The following is a 14,039-nucleotide window of genomic DNA, read 5'->3' on the forward strand; positions in this document are numbered from 1 at the left end:
CATGTACACACCAGCACACTTTGCCCCCTCCCCCGACACCGTCGAGTCGCTGCTCCGGCACGCCGGAGCAGCCAACCTCGTGACCATGACGGAGGACGGGTTGGTCGCCACCCTCCTGCCGTTCGTCTACGAACCCTCGATCGGTGAGCACGGTGCACTGCACGCGCACATGGCCCGCAACAACACCCAGTGGTCTTCAGCTGCTGTCGGTGAGGCTCTCATGATCGTGCAAGGCAACGATGCCTACATTTCTCCGTCCTGGTACGCCTCCAAAGCGGCGCACGGACGGGTGGTGCCCACCTGGAACTACTCCACGGCCCACGTCTACGGTGAACTGGTGATCCACGACGACGCCGAATGGTTGGGCCGGCACGTGCGGCGCCTGTCGAACCAGCATGAGGCCGGCATGCCCAAACCCTGGACCGTTGACGAAGCACCCGAACGGTTCGTTGCCGGTCAGCTAAAGGCGATTGTCGGCGTCGAACTCGTCATCACCCGGGTGGAAGCGAAGACGAAACTCAGCCAGAACCGTACTCCGGCTGATGTTGACGGAGTCATCGCGGGACTCCGGGCCCGTGGCGACTCGGCGAGCGCAGCCGATGTGGAACGCGCGCGGACCTCGTAGACTCGGCGCATGCGTGAGGTTGCTTCGGAATCCCCAAAACCCAAGGGGTCCATCCACCACCTGGAGATCTGGGTGCCGTTCCTTGAGAGGGCAAGGGAAGAGTGGGGCTGGTTGCTGGGCGAGCTCGGCTACGAGCCCTTCCAGGAGTGGCCCACGGGGTGCAGTTGGAAGCTTGGCGGCACCTACGTTGTGGTGGAGCAGACGGATGCCGCCACTGCAACAACCCACCGCCGCACTGATCCGGGGGTCAATCATGTGGCCTTCCACGCAGGCACACGCGAAAATGTGGACCGGATCAGGGCGCTCGGCGCGGATGCAGGCTGGTACGAAATGTTCGAGTCCAAATACCCGCACGCCGGCGGCCCGGACCACTACGCTGCCTACCTGCTCAACACGGACAGCTATGAGGTGGAGCTGGTAGCGGACTGACGGTGCCGGGGCTACCTGGGCGGGACAGCTGGACGCCACATCGCTACCCGCGGCCAACGGGTCAGGCCCAGTCCAGCCTCGTGCTCCATCAGGCGGGTCAACTGCGGACCCCAGCTGCCGGTGTCGAGCACCTCGAAGCCAAGGCGGCGGTAGTACGGGGCGTTCCATGGCACATCCCGGAAGGTGCTCAGGGTTTGGCGCTGCATTCCATGGCCGCGGGTCCATACGCGGGCGGCATGCAGGAGCTCGCGGCCCAGGCCTTGGTGCGCGTAGTCCGGATGGACGCTGACCTGTTCCACATGCCCGGCCTCGTCAACGACATCCGCCAAGAGGTACGCCACCGGGTAGTCGAGTCCGTCGACGGAAACCCAGGCCCGGCCCGCTGCGGCGTAACCCTGCAGCTCATTGGTGGAGAGTGGCTCGTCGTCCGCGACTGAATCCATTCCCAACGCCCGGAACGCCTGGCCCGCGGCACGCTCGATGTCCTGCAGAATCAGGAGATCGTCCGCATGCGCGAGCCTGATCATTGCCGGGCGTCCAGTGCCGGGGGTGCCTGGGCCACCAGGAATTCGTTGCGCTTCTCGATCAGGTTTTGCATGTAGCGGCCCAGGACCAGCTTCTCCACCAAGCGGCCCAACGGTCCGAAGGGGGCAGCGAATTCGATGGTGTCCACCATGAGCGTCCCGCTGCCGTCCGGCCGAAACTCATGCGTGTGGCGGAGGTACTTGAAGGGGCCCTTCACCTGTTCATCCGAGAACGACGCCGGCGCCTCCATCTGCGTGATGCGGCTGGTCATGCGGAACCGGACTCCGAGGTGCCAGGCCTGCCAGGTGACGGTCTCGCCTTCGGAGATCAAACCAGTGGTGACCCCGTCCACTGCCTTCTCGCGGCTCTTGGTCATCGATCCCACATGGGCATCGATGTTGCGGGAGAGATCGAACAACTCCTGCGGCGGCATGGAGGAGCGGGTGCGGCAGACGAAAGCGACGGGCATACCTTGATCTTCCCAGACCTTCCCGGCTCCGTGTGCCCCATCTCGCTACGGCTTGTGACCGGGCTTATGGCGGCACAGTTGGCCATCCTGATAATTTTCAAGGGAGTCCCTCGATGATTGGTGGTGTTCCCCCGTGCCCGCAATCATCGCCCATGCCCGTGAACTCCATCGGCTGGGCCCGGCCAACAACGATCGCCTCTCCGCCGTCCGTGTTGCCCTGAGCGTCGCAGTCCCGGGACTGTTCCTCATTCTCATCGGCCGCCCGGACCTCATGATGTACGCCGTGTTCGGTGCGCTGACAGGGATGTACGGACGCAACGAAACGCATCAGCTCAGGCTCAAGCACCAAGCTCAGGCCGCCCTGTTCCTGGTGGGTGGGCTGACCATCGGGGTGTTCCTTTCCGTCCACCACATCCACTCGTGGTGGCTGGTGCTGGTGGCCACCCTGTTCGCCGGAGCTGGATCCCTGTATGCGGATGCCGTCCGCCTCAAGCCCATCGGCCCGTTCTTTGGCATCCTCGCGCTGGGCGCCTGCGCTTCGGTGCCAACCAACGTCCCACTCACGACGGCGGTGCTCATCGGGGCTGCGTCCGCCGCCTTGTCGCTGCTGGTTGGCTTCGCCGGGTGGTTCCGGCACCGTGGGTGGGAGTCCGGCGCCGTCCGCGACGTTCCCGTTCTCCGCGGCCCCCTCCGGCAGGGACCATTGGTCCAGGCGGCCATGGTTCATGCTGCGCGGTATGCCCTCGCTGTCAGCGTGGCCGGGGCCATCGGAATCCTCAGCGGCAGCGGCCATCCGCACTGGGCCATGGCCGCCGCGGCCGTACCCCTCGCTGGCGCCGATCTCCCCAGCCGCGTCCACCGGGGCATCCACCGCATCGTGGGGACGTTTCTCGGGTTGGCGGTGGTCGCCGTCGTACTTTTTCCCAGCCCGCTGTCGCCGCTCCAGTACTTCCCGGGCCACACCGCCGTGGTGTTGGCAGTGCTGGTGGTCCTGTGCCAGTTCCCTACCGAGCTCTTCATGGCGCGGCACTACGGGTGGGCCATGGTGTTCTTCACTCCCGTGATCCTGCTGATCGCCCAACTCGCGGCCCCCATGGATCCGGGCGTACTGGTGATGGAGCGTGCCATCGAGACTTTCGTGGGAGCGGTGGTGGGCATCGCGGTGGCGGTGCTGGTGCGGGCTCCACGGAGTCGCGTGCTGCAGTAGCTGTCAGTTCTGGACGACCAGGTTGAAGTGTCATCCTCACCCGGTCCCCGGCACTGGAGTCCAGTCAATGTTCCCTAGAAGGTGTTGGAGAATGTGGCCGTCTCAATACCGGTGCCGCTGAATTGGTAATCAAGGGTGGTTGTTTCCCCTTCGTCCTGTTTGGAGACGCCCAGCAAGAATTCCAACGCATCAGGGTCAACAGCATTGCTGCTGCACCGGAATTGCCTGGTGGCAGCGTCATCCGACGAACAGTTCCAGCCTGCCGGTTCGATCAGTTTTCCCGGGATCATGTCCGCGCCGGCAGAAATTGCGAACACAACTTCCGCATTGGAGGGCACCGGCCCGGGCTGAAGTGTGAAGGTGATGGTGATGTTGGTGTCCGAGGCCGTGGTCCCTGGTACAGCACGGAACGTGGCTGTCACATTGGGCGCCGGTGATGGCGTGGCGGTGGAACTAGGGCTGGGCGTGGCCGTGGAAGTTGGACTTGGCGTGGCCGTGGGCGTTTGTGTCGAAGTTGGGCTTGGGGTCGGGGTTGCGCCCGGGAGCGGAACCAGTGCCGGGAGGGTTGGCGGCCCCGTCGGTGCGAACGTCGGAAACAGTGGGTTCTTCCAGGACAGCGAGGGGGCTGGAAACCCCCTGGGCGCTGGTTTCGTTGGTACGGGAAACGGAAACACGGCAGGCTTCTCTACCGCTCCGCTCGAAGGCTCATTGGGGGCCGGAAATTGAGGCTGATCCTGCTCCCCGGCTCCCGGGACGGCTGGATCAGGACCGTAAGAAACTTGCCCTCGAGGAGTAGGAGATACCTCCGCCACTGGTACCTCAGCTGTGTTTGACCCTGCGCCACTCAACGCTACGGCTGCGCCCACCGACACTGCTGCCACGGCCATCACTCCAGCGCCTACCTTCAAGAAGAAGGCCATCTCCCTGTGCGGCATGCCATGCACCAAGCCGGCGCCCACCCCTGTTCCGGCGCCCACGGCCGCAAGCGCAGGGAAGACGGAGGTAAACGCTGCTCCTGCTACCAACGGGAAGACCACAGCCCGCATGGCCGATTGCACATCGTTGAGGTCAAGCAGCAAGGCAGTGCACTTGGGACAGCCCTCAAGATGTGCCCGCACCCTGTCCTGGCTGCGCCTCCTCAGCCCATCGCGGGAGTACGCACCCAACTGTGTTGAGTATTGTTCGCAGCTATCTCCAGTGGATGACGTGATGTGGTTCTGCAGGTACACCTGGCGCAGGCGTTCCCTCGCACGGAGCGCCAAGGCGGAAACCCCATTGGGGGTCAAGCCAATCAGCGGCGAAACCGCAGCGGGTTTCAGCCCCTCAATGTCTACATACCAAAGGACTTCCTGCCACCGTTCAGGGAGGGAACGAAACGCTTGGGTAACGGCCTTGGATTCGAAGTGGGCCACGGCAGGATCATCATGGAACACCGCTGAATCCAACACGAACGACTCAGCAGTAGGGCGGGTACGCGACGCCCCCCGATTGGTTTGATAGGCAAAACGCCGCACGGCTGTCAGCAGGTAGGCGCGGAAGAAAGTGTCGGGCCCCTTCCCTGCGGTGATGCTTTGGTAAACGGACGTGAAAGCGTCTGCCACGACGTCGTCAACGTCTGCATAGTTGTTCACCTGCGCCGCTGCTACCTTCCGCGCCACCCCTTGGTGCCGCTCGAAGAGCACCTCGAACGCAGTCCGTTGGCCTGCGCGAACCTGAAGGACCAAATCCATGTCGCTGTCAGCCACGGCACCATTGCCGTCTCCGCCGAAGCCTGTTCCGTGGCGCCCGTTGCTGTCCGCCGGTGCTGTTCCGCCCATGCTGCTGCCCGTTTCGGACACGGCATTCGTACACGGATCAACGAGACCTTCGTAAGGCCCTGTTTGCGGGGCCACGCTGCTGTAGCCCCCGTGCGGCAGCCGCGCCCGGTGCCACACTCCAGCCCCAGCCTAAATCCGGAAGCCCCCCCAAGTGAACACTTTGGCAGCCTTACGGCTCCAGCGGACGCCGTGGCGGGCCCGACGTCAGTTTTGCCGGCAGGACACGTGCGAAGAAGCTGACCACTTTGTACCTGCGCGTCGGAATGGAAACACCTTTGCCTTTGGCGTTGTCCTCCAGCCCTTCACGCACCACGCGCTCGGCTGTGAGCCACAGGAAACGGGGAGCCACTGACTTGTCCATTCCCATACGATCGTGGAATTCGGTATGCGTGAAACCCGGGCATACGGCAGTGATCTGAACGCCGGACTTGGCGTAGGTGATGTTCGCCCACCGGCTGAATGTCACCTGCCATGCCTTGGCCGCCGAGTAGGTGCCCCTGTTGGCAAACGCCGCCACGCTGGCGACGTTGATGATTCGGCCCTTGCCGCGGGCGAGCATGACTTCCAACGCCGCGTGGCACAGTTCCATGGGCGTCTGGACGTGGAGCCGCAGATGGCGCTTTTCTTCGTCCAGGTCATTCCTTTCGAACGACTTCAACAGCCCGATGCCGGCGTTGTTGATCAGGACATCCACGGGCCGCGCAGCATCCCGCAAGCGGTCCGCCACCGCTGTTACTCCGACGTCGGTGGTCAGGTCAGCGGAAAGGACCTCCGCGGAGATACTGAAGTCGCGTTCGAGCGCTTCGGCCGTTTCTTTCAGGCGCTGTTCGTCGCGGGCCACCAGGACCAGGTGGTGTCCGGCTTCAGCAAGTTGTCGGGCGAATTCCGCACCGAGCCCGGCGGTGGCACCTGTCACCAGGGCAGTGAGTTCGTTGGCTCGAGTCCTCATGCGCCTAGACTAGTACCCACACTGGAATTGAAACGATGCAAAGCTGCAAAGGATTCCCATGGTCAACACCGTCCCATCACTGCACGTGCCACTACTCCTCAACAACAACGGCGCTTGGTGCTGGTTCCAGGACGAACGTGCACTGATAGACCCCGCGAACAACACCATGCTGGTGGGTTCGGTCGCCGCTCCGGAAGGTCCAGGGGGTGCCGAACGTGGCGGGAACATCGAGGTGGCGGTCTTGGACCTCGCCACCGGCCGGAGCCGCGTCCATGTGCTCCATGGGCGGCTGGAGTCCGATGACCACAATGCCCCGGCCATCCTGATCCGGCCGGATGGTCGCTACGTGGCGATGTACGCCAAGCACAAGACGGACAATTACTCACGGTGGCGGATTTCTACACGCCCTCACGACGCCTCTGAATGGGAGCCGGAGCAGCACTTTGATTGGACCGAACTGGCCGACGGCCGTGGCGCCACCTACTCCAACCTGCATCATCTGCGCGAGGAGGACCGGGTCTACAACTTTGTCCGGGCCATCAACGACGATCCCACGCTGATGATCTCGGACGACCACGGCAGCACCTGGAGCTACGGGGGCAAGCTCTTCACGCGCCCGAAAATCGGCTACGTCAACGGGTATACCCGGTATGTCAGCAACGGAACGGACCGTATCGACCTCATCACCACGGACCACCATCCACGCGATTTCAACAACAGCATCTACCACGGCTATCTCCAGAACGACGCTCTCCACGACGCCGCGGGGAACGTGGTCAGCAGGCCGTTGACCGGCTCGGCGGGCATCAACCAGTCAGTCCTCACCACAGTTTTCGAAGCCGGAACAACGCTCGACGGCGACGTCCTCACCCACGGCTGGACTACTGACCTTCGCCGGCAAGGCAACCAACTTGCCGCGATCGTCACCTGCCGGGCCAACGACGTGAACGGTCCGCTGCACCGGGAGCAAATGCTCGACGTCGACGATCACCGCCTGCTGTACGCGCGCTTCGATGGCGCGGGCTGGGAGCTGCACCCCCTCGCCATCGCTGGCCCCGGCCTGCTACCGCACGAACAGGACTACACGGGACTGGGCGCGGTGGACCCCAACAACCTGGACCGCGTCTACATCTCGACGCCCGTGGATCCTGGAACGGGTGCAACCACACCGCACTACGAGATCTACCGGGGCACCACGGCCGATTCCGGTGCGAGTTGGACGTGGGAAGCCATCACGGAGGGATCCACGGTGGATAATCTCAGGCCCATGGTGGTCCCGGGCGATCCGTCAGTTCACGCACTGTGCTGGTTCCGGGGATCGATGACATCCTCGCAGGCTTACCAAACGGAGATCATGGCGCTAATTTCCTCGCCGAGGGGTTAGTTCTCGACTCTCTCAACACTTGAAAGTGCCGAAAGCCAACCCCTCGCGGGACCTGATTAGGCGAACTTCGCCAGCGGGTTCGCCAGGCGGCCTGCCATCTGGAGCCCACCGGAGGGATCAGAGATGTCGAGCATCTGCTGGTTATTACGGAGCTGCAACCTGTTGAGGCAGGAGAGCTCGAAGTCCGGGGCAAACAGATCATGCATGGCGAACTGGTCTGCAAGTTCCGGGTGACGCTGCTGGTACTCCCGCAGGACGGCGGCGGCAGTCCCCCAGAACTCGTCCTCGCGCAGTGTCCCGTCCTCCACAAGGATTGCTCCGAGGAAACGGAAGATGCAGTCGAACACGTCCGTGAAGATGGCCAGGACCATTTCCTCTGCGGGGATCTCGGCCTTGATGCGCGAGACTTCCTCCGGCAGTTCCAGCCGCTCCCCCATCACCACGATTTCCTCGGCGATGTCCTTCATGATCGCACGGACGGGCACACCGTCCTCGAGGATCAGGATCACATTCTCGCCATGCGGCATGAACGCGAGCTCGTACTCGAAGAGGCAATGGACCAGCGGCACGAGATAAGCCTCAAAGTAGCGGCGAAGCCACTCCGTGGGAGCCAGGCCGGAGCGTTGAATCAGCGATGAAACCACAGATTCCCCTGCGGCATCCACATGCAGCAGGGAAGCCATGGTGGCCAGCTGCTGCCCATCCTTGAGCAACGGCAGCGGACTTTCCCTCCACAGGGCCGAGAGCATCTTCCGGTAGGGCGAACCCTTGGCCGAAGCAGCCTCGTAGTAGTGGTTGTGGTAGCCGATGGCCGCGGTTTCACGGATCATGGCCAGGCCCCGGTTCTGGAGCTCCTGGTCATTGCCGATCAGTTCCTGCAGCCAGTCATTGATGGCCGGCGTTGCCTTCATGTACTGCGGGGACAGTCCCCGCATGAAGCCCATGTTCAACACGGACATGGCCGTCTTCACATAGGCCTTCTCCGGGTAGTCGGTGTTGAAGAACGTACGGATGGACTGCTGGGCCTGGTACGAGTCTTCACCGGTGCCCAGGTTCACGATGTGGCGCTGGGCGATTTCTGCCGCGAACGTCACCGTGAGCTTGTTGTCCCACTGCCACGGGTGGACCGGCATGAGGAGGTAGTCCTCGGGATTCACGCCGGAAGCGGACAGTTCCGCGTTGAACCACGCAAGCGTCGCGGGCCCGAGTTCGGCCTCAAAATGCGTCCGGTAATCCAACCCTGCGCTGGACGTAAACACTGCTTTGCTGCGATGCACCGCGATCCACTGCAGTTTCACCGTGGCACCCGTTTCCGGCGCGAACGCGTGGTAGTCGGTAATCCCGAAGCCTAAACGGCCGTTGTTGGCCACAAAGCACGGGTGGCCCTCAGTCATGCTGTGTTCAATGGCTTGGAAATCCGCGGCCCGGTCAGTACCGCCGGTGACGCCGGCAGCCAACTGCGCGGCACTGAACGGCTTGCCCTGCTTGTAGGCGTGGCTGGCCAACGTGCTGCTGATCTCCTCCAAGTACACGGGCAGCATTTCCTGGCGGATGGCCAACGCCTCGTGGAATTCGGCAATGAAGTCCAAGGCGTCCACCGGAAGCTCTTCACCGTCCCGCAGCCGCGAGATGGAGTCTCCGGAAACGGACCAGTGCTCCAGTTGGAGCACCCGGGCACGGAAGCGATATTCCGTAGCGTCGTCATCGCTCACTACCTTGTAAAGCCCGACGCCGTTGCCCTCCTCCCGGATCAGCTCCGGAACCAGGATGCGTTCATGCGAGAACTCGGCGATGGCCTTCCGGACCAGGTGCCGGTTGGCAATCGCCCACCGTTCAGGGGTCAGGTGGGATACGGAATCAACCGCAGTGGTCACGGTATCGGCTGTGGTGGTCATAGGGATTCTCCTCTGGTCGCCGCGGCAGGCGCGGCCAGAATCGGGGTGAGGGTGGCGAGGAAATCCTCGCGCGTGCAGAAGCTCAGCAGGCCCTGCTTATGGTCTTCGGCAGGATCGACGGCGGGAAGGGTCACCACACCGTGCGGCCGGAACCCCACCTTCTCGTTGAGAACATGGATCTTGTGGTTGCGGGCGTCAGGTTCGACGACGACCCGCCGGGTTGCGGGGTCCGCGAACAGTTCGGCCATGACGGACTGCATGACGGCGGTGGTGAAACCTGGCTGGGGCTCGCCGGTGGGAGGTGACACCAGGAGGTGCATGCCGACATCGCCTTGACGGACCTCGTAGACGTCCGCCAACGGCGAAGACTCCGGCCGGTACCGTTCCATCAGGAAGGCAGGGGCGCCGTCGTCGAGCCCCAGGAACGCCTGGTGGTGGCCGGACTCAGCGATCTTCGAGTACTCCTCCACCACGTCCTGCTCGGTGGCCGAAACCATGCCCCAGAACCGGGCGTATTCTTTGCTGACCCAGCTGTGGAGGACAGGTGCGTCCGTTACCGGGTCGACGGGACGGAACGTGAAGCTCATACGGTGGCCCCAGCGGTTTCGGGGACGGCGGCAGGTTCTGCGGCAGCCGCCGCAGCGGGTGCACCGAACTGCTGGAACGCGATGCTGCGCTCGATCGGGTAGACCTCACGGCCGGTGATTTCCCTCAGGATGCATGAGTTGCGGTAGGCGGCCATGCCAAGGTCAGGCGTCACAAATCCGTGCGTATGCAGCTCGGCGTTCTGGACGAAGATCTCGCCGGGTTCCACCCCGGTGCCGTAGTTGCGCTCGACGTCGAACCGGCCTTTGGCGTCGCGGCGGATCCGGTTTTGGATGCCCGCCAGGAAGGTGGGCTCCTTGTAGGTGTAGCCGGTGGCCAGAACCACGGCTTCGGATTCCAACGAGTAGCCCTGGCCGTGTTCCTCGTGGTGCAACTGGAGTGTGTGCGTGCCGGTGGTGGCATCCCACTCTGCGGCAGTGAGCGAGGAATGCGTGTGCAGTTGGGTGTCCACCATGCCGGAGAGGCTCTTGGTATAGAGGAGATCGTAGATGTCGTCGATCAGGTCCGAGTTGATGCCCTTGTACAGGTTCTTCTGGCTCTTGATCAGGGAATCGCGCTGCTCTCCGGGAAGCGAGTGGAAGTAGTCAACGTACTCCGGCGACGTCATCTCCAGCGTGAGCTTGGTGTACTCCAGCGGGAAGAAACGGCCCGAGCGCGTCACCCAATTGAGCTGGTAGCCATAGACGTCGATTTCCTGAAGCAATTCGTAGTACAACTCCGCAGCGCTCTGGCCACTGCCCACGATGGTGATGCTGCGCTTGGACTGCAGCTCACTCTTCCTCGACAGGTAGTCGGCGTTGTGGAGGACAAGTCCGCCAGCCTCCACTATGCCTGCACAGGAGTCCGGGATATACGGGGATGTGCCCGTGCCCAGAACCAGCTTGCGGGCGCGAAGCACCTCAACGCCATCCGGACCCTGCACTGAAAGGCGGTACACGCCGTCGTCGTACGTCACATCCAGCACATCCGTGCTAAAACGGACGGAATCCAGCTGCCCGGCCACCCACTGGCAGTACTGGTTGTACTCGGCACGCAGCGGGTAGAAGTTCTCGCGGATATAGAAGCGGTAGAGGCGCCCCGTCTGTTTTAGGAAGTTCAGGAACGAGAACGGCGATGTCGGATCAGCCAGCGTTACGAGGTCCGCCATGAACGGCACCTGCAGGTGGGCCGGCTCGAGCATCATGCCCGGGTGCCAGTCGAAGGACTCGCGACGGTCCAGAAAAACACAGTCCAGGTTGTCGACCGGCTCACTCAGCGCGGCCAGGCCCAGGTTGAAAGGCCCGACGCCGATGCCTGCGACGTCGTAGATCTTGCCGTTGTCTTGGGTGCTCACGCTGCAGCCTCCGTGGTGTTCGCCAGCAGGCTGTCGCCCGTCCGGCGGATAAGTTCGATGATTTCCTGGATGTCCCTCAGGCTCGCCTCGGCGTTGAGGAGGGTGAATTTGAGGTAATGGCGGCCAGCAACTTTGGTGCCGGCAACCACGGCCTCGCCTGAAGCGAAGATGGCTGCGCGGATGGCGGGGTTGAGTACATCTGCAGTGTCGTCATCGAGGGGTGCACCATCAACCATTGGGCGGTAGCGGAACACCAAGGTGCTCAGCTGCGGTGCGGCAGCGAGCTCGAACTCGGCGTCATCAGCCAGCAGGGTGCCCACCCGGGCGGCGAGGTCGATCGCTTCGTCGAAGAGCGCACCAATGGCGTCGGCACCCATGATGCGGAGGGTCAGCCATAGCTTCAGGGCATCGAAGCGGCGCGTTGTCTGGATGCTCTTGTCCACCTGGTTGGGGATCTCGGCCTTTGCGGCGCTTTCCGGGTTCAGATAGTCCGCGTAGTAGGTCACGTGTCCCATCATGGAGCCGTTGCGAACCAGGACTGCGCTGGAGCTGACGGGCTGGAAGAACGTCTTGTGGAAGTCCACAGTGACGGAATCCGCCAGGTGGATACCGTCCAGGAGGTGCCGGTGGCGGCCGGACACGATGAGCCCGCCACCGTAGGCGCCGTCCACGTGCAGCCAGGAATCATAGGCGCGAACCAACGCGGCCATTTCGGACAAGGGGTCAACCGAACCGAAGTCGGTGGTCCCGGCAGTGGCCACGACAGCCATCGGCACCAGGCCGGCGTCGTGCGCTTCCGCCAAAGCAGCCGCCAGAGCGGTGGGGTCCATGCGGTGGTCTTCGGTGGTGGGGACCGCGATGACGGCGTCGAAGCCCAGGCCCAGCATGGAAGCGGACTTTTGGATGCTGAAGTGACTGTCCGCGGACGTAAAGATCCGGAGGCGGTCAAGAAGGTGGGGCAGGCGCGCGTCCCCATTCGTCACACGCAGTTTGGCGACAGCGTGGTTGCGGGCAATCAGCAGCGCCTGGAAGTTGGACTGGCTGCCGCCGGACGTGAACACGCCATCAGCTTCGGCGCTGAACCCGATGCGCTCGGCGGTCCAGTCAATGAGGCGGCGCTCGATCATGGTGGCTCCCGCGCTCTGGTCCCAGGTGTCCATGGAGGAATTCACGGCCGAAAGCACGGCTTCTCCAACCAGCGCAGGGATAACCACCGGGCAGTTGAGGTGCGCAGCGTAGCGGGAATCATGGAAGTAGATGGCGTCCTTAAGGTAGAGCTCATCGAGCTCTTCCAGGGCCGCAGCCGTGTCCGGCAGCGGACGTTCAAGGTCCACAGCGCCAACCTTGGCTTTCAGTTCAGCGTGCCCGACGCCGGTAAACGGCTGGGTGGTCCGCTGGACCTTGGTGGAGACAGCGTTGACTCCCTGGAGAACCTGCGCGACGTAGCTGGGCGAATTTCGTGCGTTGAACAGCTGGTTGGTGGCAGCGAGGGCCAGTTCCACTTTGGAGCCAAAATCCTGCTCCTGAGCGATCCGCTCTTCGACACTGGGTGACGTCACGTCAGCTTCCTTCCATTGCGTTGGGGCGCTTGTTAGCAAGGTAAGCCTTACTTAGGTAAGCCTTTCCGTCAAACTTTTGTGACCTATTTCGCTCAGAAGGCGCTTTCTCGCCTGTGTACCGCCCAGTTGCGCGTCATTGACTTTCTTTCAGACTGCATTGGGTGCAAAATGTGGCACTCTTTTCGGCCATGGAGTGTCGGCAATGGGCCATGCCTGGGCGTCGCTCTTCCTTGTCGGGCTTCGCGACTACAGGAGTAGAGTGCAAGGACTATCCGCAGTCAACGGTTGGGGGACCTATGAAGGACCACGTCCACGAGCGCATCGGCTTCCGCGAAATCGACGAGCATGGCAACGCTGTGCAGGCCGTCAGCCCCCATGTGCCGGAGCCTGCGGACCGGGAACGCAAGCGGACTCCATTCAACCCGTTCATCATTGCGTTGTGGGTCATGGACGCCGGCTTGGCCTGGCTTGGAGTCTGGGCGCTGGCTACGTCAGTCGGTGCGTTAGTGAGCTCTCCGCAATTCGTCCAGCCCGCCGAATCCGCCGAAGCAGCCCAAATGAAGTTCATCCTGCTTTCCAACGCGCCCTACGTACTGCTGGCCGCCTTGCTGATCACTGCGGGCCTGCTGTTCTGGCACGCGGTTCAGTGGCAAAAAAAGCGGCCGACCAAGTAGTGGATACCTGACCGACCGCTTCAGCGTGGTATTTGCTTGAGCTGACTGGTTACAAAACCGTGGCCCCCAGGACGCACTTGATCTCCGTGGCAGGCTTGGTCACCTCTGCGTTGGCTACCCAGTCAAGGGCTTTGCCCGCTGCGGCGTCCTTGAAGGTTTGCTCTCCGCGGGCGAGGACGGCCGAGGTCTTCGAATCCACCCAACTGACGGTGATCTTGACCGTGCCCTTGGTTCCCTCGGGAGGAGTCACGGTCCCCTTTGCCGTCACCTTTCCCTGCGCAGTATCGCAGGACGTCATTTTGGTGGCCTCGATGATGCCGGTGCCCGGGTTGGCAGGTTTTGCCTCACCGGTGGTGGCGGCCTGGGTTGTAGTTGACGACGGCGATGTCCCCGCCTCGTTGCTCGGGGACGATGAACAACCGGCCAGTGCGGCTGCCGAAACCAGCACTCCCGCAATGCACGCAACAGTCTTCTTCATGGTGTGGCTACCTGGTTCTTTCTGGGTTGTACGTTTGTTGAAAATGCGCGGCAACCGGGGTTGGGGCCCCGATTGCCGCGCACTTTTTG

At 62.9% G+C, this 14,039-nt stretch carries 14 protein-coding genes; 5 read left to right on the top strand and 9 right to left on the bottom strand.

Annotated features, from left to right (window positions below):
* Nucleotide 1 precedes the first annotated feature (1 nt).
* Both WBN73_RS15300 and WBN73_RS15305 read left to right on the top strand, forming a co-directional pair.
* Nucleotides 2-625: an FMN-binding negative transcriptional regulator gene (locus WBN73_RS15300; protein WP_337340724.1), complete on the top strand. Its 624-nt coding sequence runs from the start codon at nucleotides 2-4 to the stop codon at nucleotides 623-625.
* Nucleotides 626-634: 9 nt separating this feature from the next.
* Entirely contained in the window at nucleotides 635-1,054 is a 420-nt protein-coding gene (locus WBN73_RS15305; RefSeq protein WP_337340723.1) for a VOC family protein, read from the top strand.
* Nucleotides 1,055-1,065: 11 nt separating this feature from the next.
* Here the strand turns inward: WBN73_RS15305 and WBN73_RS15310 are convergent, their stop codons facing one another.
* Together WBN73_RS15310 and WBN73_RS15315 are read right to left on the bottom strand one after the other, a co-directional pair.
* Entirely contained in the window at nucleotides 1,066-1,581 is a 516-nt protein-coding gene (locus tag WBN73_RS15310) for a GNAT family N-acetyltransferase (RefSeq protein ID WP_337340722.1), read from the bottom strand.
* Nucleotides 1,578-2,048, bottom strand: coding sequence for an SRPBCC family protein (locus WBN73_RS15315; RefSeq protein WP_207595884.1), 471 nt, complete (start codon nucleotides 2,046-2,048; stop codon nucleotides 1,578-1,580). The genes WBN73_RS15310 and WBN73_RS15315 overlap by 4 nt, the downstream gene beginning before the upstream one ends.
* Before the next feature lie 133 nt (nucleotides 2,049-2,181).
* Here WBN73_RS15315 and WBN73_RS15320 point away from each other — a divergent pair, with 133 nt between their 5' ends.
* The gene (locus WBN73_RS15320; protein ID WP_337340721.1) at nucleotides 2,182-3,255 is read left to right on the top strand and encodes an FUSC family protein; all 1,074 of its coding nucleotides are present in this window, start codon (nucleotides 2,182-2,184) and stop codon (nucleotides 3,253-3,255) included.
* Nucleotides 3,256-3,329: 74 nt separating this feature from the next.
* Here the strand turns inward: WBN73_RS15320 and WBN73_RS15325 are convergent, their stop codons facing one another.
* On the bottom strand, nucleotides 3,330-5,072 hold the full coding sequence (locus WBN73_RS15325) for a sigma-70 family RNA polymerase sigma factor (protein WP_337340720.1): 1,743 nt from the start codon (nucleotides 5,070-5,072) through the stop codon (nucleotides 3,330-3,332).
* A gap of 169 nt (nucleotides 5,073-5,241) precedes the next feature.
* Nucleotides 5,242-6,021: an SDR family NAD(P)-dependent oxidoreductase gene (locus WBN73_RS15330; protein WP_337340719.1), complete on the bottom strand. Its 780-nt coding sequence runs from the start codon at nucleotides 6,019-6,021 to the stop codon at nucleotides 5,242-5,244.
* A gap of 58 nt (nucleotides 6,022-6,079) precedes the next feature.
* Here WBN73_RS15330 and WBN73_RS15335 point away from each other — a divergent pair, with 58 nt between their 5' ends.
* The gene (locus tag WBN73_RS15335) at nucleotides 6,080-7,405 is read left to right on the top strand and encodes a BNR-4 repeat-containing protein (protein WP_337340718.1); all 1,326 of its coding nucleotides are present in this window, start codon (nucleotides 6,080-6,082) and stop codon (nucleotides 7,403-7,405) included.
* Between the two features lie 56 nt (nucleotides 7,406-7,461).
* Here WBN73_RS15335 and WBN73_RS15340 read toward each other — a convergent pair whose 3' ends face one another.
* From WBN73_RS15340 to WBN73_RS15355, 4 genes are read right to left on the bottom strand one after another with little or no spacing between them, the layout of a single operon-like run.
* On the bottom strand, nucleotides 7,462-9,300 hold the full coding sequence (locus tag WBN73_RS15340) for an IucA/IucC family protein (protein WP_337340717.1): 1,839 nt from the start codon (nucleotides 9,298-9,300) through the stop codon (nucleotides 7,462-7,464).
* Nucleotides 9,297-9,887 carry a GNAT family N-acetyltransferase gene (locus WBN73_RS15345; RefSeq protein WP_207595879.1) on the bottom strand — a complete coding sequence of 197 codons (591 nt, stop codon included), beginning with the start codon at nucleotides 9,885-9,887 and terminating at the stop codon, nucleotides 9,297-9,299. Before WBN73_RS15345 ends, WBN73_RS15340 begins: the two co-directional genes overlap by 4 nt.
* A complete protein-coding gene (locus WBN73_RS15350; RefSeq protein ID WP_337340716.1) occupies nucleotides 9,884-11,239 on the bottom strand; it encodes a lysine N(6)-hydroxylase/L-ornithine N(5)-oxygenase family protein in 1,356 nt (451 codons plus the stop codon). Before WBN73_RS15350 ends, WBN73_RS15345 begins: the two co-directional genes overlap by 4 nt.
* A complete protein-coding gene (locus WBN73_RS15355; protein ID WP_280625962.1) occupies nucleotides 11,236-12,798 on the bottom strand; it encodes a pyridoxal phosphate-dependent decarboxylase family protein in 1,563 nt (520 codons plus the stop codon). Before WBN73_RS15355 ends, WBN73_RS15350 begins: the two co-directional genes overlap by 4 nt.
* Nucleotides 12,799-13,094: 296 nt before the next feature.
* On the opposite strand from WBN73_RS15355, the gene WBN73_RS15360 reads away from it, so the two are divergent.
* Nucleotides 13,095-13,472, top strand: coding sequence for a hypothetical protein (locus WBN73_RS15360; protein WP_337340715.1), 378 nt, complete (start codon nucleotides 13,095-13,097; stop codon nucleotides 13,470-13,472).
* Nucleotides 13,473-13,521: 49 nt separating this feature from the next.
* On the opposite strand, the gene WBN73_RS15365 is transcribed toward WBN73_RS15360, so the two are convergent.
* Nucleotides 13,522-13,950, bottom strand: a complete 429-nt coding sequence (locus tag WBN73_RS15365; protein ID WP_337340714.1) for a hypothetical protein — start codon at nucleotides 13,948-13,950, stop codon at nucleotides 13,522-13,524.
* Nucleotides 13,951-14,039: the final 89 nt, after the last annotated feature.

Source organism: Paenarthrobacter sp. CCNWLY172, from assembly GCF_037402035.1.
Classification (GTDB): domain Bacteria; phylum Actinomycetota; class Actinomycetes; order Actinomycetales; family Micrococcaceae; genus Arthrobacter.

What these genes read in the sequence shown, in the direction of transcription:
- WBN73_RS15300 (WP_337340724.1), top strand. Translation starts at nt 2, where the DNA reads ATGTACACACCAGCACACTTTGCCCCCTCCCCCGACACCGTCGAGTCG.
- WBN73_RS15305 (WP_337340723.1), top strand. Translation starts at nt 635, where the DNA reads ATGCGTGAGGTTGCTTCGGAATCCCCAAAACCCAAGGGGTCCATCCAC.
- WBN73_RS15310 (WP_337340722.1), bottom strand. Translation starts at nt 1,581, where the DNA reads ATGATCAGGCTCGCGCATGCGGACGATCTCCTGATTCTGCAGGACATC.
- WBN73_RS15315 (WP_207595884.1), bottom strand. Translation starts at nt 2,048, where the DNA reads ATGCCCGTCGCTTTCGTCTGCCGCACCCGCTCCTCCATGCCGCCGCAG.
- WBN73_RS15325 (WP_337340720.1), bottom strand. Translation starts at nt 5,072, where the DNA reads ATGGGCGGAACAGCACCGGCGGACAGCAACGGGCGCCACGGAACAGGC.
- WBN73_RS15330 (WP_337340719.1), bottom strand. Translation starts at nt 6,021, where the DNA reads ATGAGGACTCGAGCCAACGAACTCACTGCCCTGGTGACAGGTGCCACC.
- WBN73_RS15335 (WP_337340718.1), top strand. Translation starts at nt 6,080, where the DNA reads ATGGTCAACACCGTCCCATCACTGCACGTGCCACTACTCCTCAACAAC.
- WBN73_RS15340 (WP_337340717.1), bottom strand. Translation starts at nt 9,300, where the DNA reads ATGACCACCACAGCCGATACCGTGACCACTGCGGTTGATTCCGTATCC.
- WBN73_RS15345 (WP_207595879.1), bottom strand. Translation starts at nt 9,887, where the DNA reads ATGAGCTTCACGTTCCGTCCCGTCGACCCGGTAACGGACGCACCTGTC.
- WBN73_RS15360 (WP_337340715.1), top strand. Translation starts at nt 13,095, where the DNA reads ATGAAGGACCACGTCCACGAGCGCATCGGCTTCCGCGAAATCGACGAG.
- WBN73_RS15365 (WP_337340714.1), bottom strand. Translation starts at nt 13,950, where the DNA reads ATGAAGAAGACTGTTGCGTGCATTGCGGGAGTGCTGGTTTCGGCAGCC.